Genomic DNA, 1,426 nt, shown 5'->3' with positions numbered 1-1,426 from the left:
TAGGACTCCGTTAGGTCTGTCTTGATCTCGGCTTTGAGTGTGAACCGCTGGGCAGGCGTTGGTGGCAGGTGGTGCAGACGCCGGTCCAGCACCTCAGGACGTCCTGGAGGGCGTCGAGGATCTGGTAGAGAGTGAGGCCGGTCCGGGCGCTTTTGGGACCAGGCGCTGTTCGGTGAGGAAGGCGTGGGCGGCGGTCACGAGGGTGACGTGGTGGTGCCAGCCGGGCCAGGAACGCCCCTCGAAGTGGTCCAGGCCCAGGCCGTGCTTGAGTTCGCGGTAGTCGTGTTCGATGCGCCAGCGGACCTTGGCCAGACGGACCAGGTCGGCGACCGGGGTGTCGGCCGGCAGGTTGGACAGCCAGTATTCGGTCGGTGCCTCGGCGGCGGCGGGCCATTCGATCAGCAGCCAGCAGTCGGGCAGGATGCCGTCCCACCAGCCCTGTTCGGCCGAGGCCGCGGCCTTGATCGGACGTTCGACCGCTTTGCCTGCCGGGCGCACCCGCACGGCGGCGAAGCGGGAGCGTAACTCCCCTCGCGAGCCGTGTCGCCAGGTGAGCGGGGTGAATGCCTCCTGTTCGAGGCCGGCGGCCAGGGTTGCCACCGACGGTGCGATCTGTCGGTAGCGGGGCTGGGGCCAGCAGCCGACGGGCCCGTTGCGGGCCGGAGTGACGGGCTTGGTCTCGAAGGAGTGGGCGCTCACGTCCGAGCGGACGGCCAGGACGTAGGAAAGTCCGCGCTCGGACAGCGCGGACCGCAGGTGAGCGTTGGTGCCGTAGGCGGCGTCGGCCACCACGACCGGCGGCTTCATGCCCCAGTTGGCGAGCGTGTCGAGCATGTCCAGGGCCAAGCGCCACTTCTCGCGGTGTGTGACCTTGGGCGGGATGCGGGCGAGGGCCCTGCGAGCGGTGTCCGACGCCCACTCCTCGGGCAGGAACAGGCGCCATTGCAGCGGGCAGGACGCGGTATCGGTCGCGGCGTGGACGCTGACAGCGACCTGGCAGTTCGCCCTCTTGCCCAGGGCTCCGCAGTATTGCGGAGCCACCCCGGCCGACATCCGGCCGTCCTTGGGCACCGACACATCGTCGATCACCCACGCTGCCGGACCGATGAGCGGCAGCATCCGCTCGACGATCCGCCGCTGTACCGGCCGAGGGTCCCACGTCGACTGATTCACGAACTGCTGCAGGTTCTGCTCGTTGCCGTCCGGCAATCGCGAGGCCATGGCCTGGATCGACTTACGGCGACCGTCCAACATCAGTCCCCGCAGGTAGCAGTCACCCTTGGCCCGCTGGTCCTTCCGCGGCACCGACGCGAACACATCCGCCACATACAACGCCAACATCGCCCGAACACGGTTCACTTCGTGTGCGTCCACACATTCAACATGCTCGTGATCAGCGCCGATCGGAAGACCTAACGGAGTCCTA

General features: G+C 68.1%; 1 protein-coding gene. It reads right to left on the bottom strand.

What is annotated here, in order from left to right:
* Positions 1–93 precede the first annotated feature (93 nt).
* A complete protein-coding gene (locus ACFWBT_RS43035) occupies positions 94–1,374 on the bottom strand; it encodes an IS701 family transposase (protein WP_385710299.1) in 1,281 nt (426 codons plus the stop codon).
* Between the last annotated feature and the right edge of the window lie 52 nt (positions 1,375–1,426).

Origin of the sequence: Streptomyces sp. NPDC060027 (assembly GCF_042737005.1) — a bacterium.
Lineage (GTDB): Bacteria > Actinomycetota > Actinomycetes > Streptomycetales > Streptomycetaceae > Streptomyces.
This window is presented reverse-complemented; position numbering and strand designations above follow the sequence as displayed.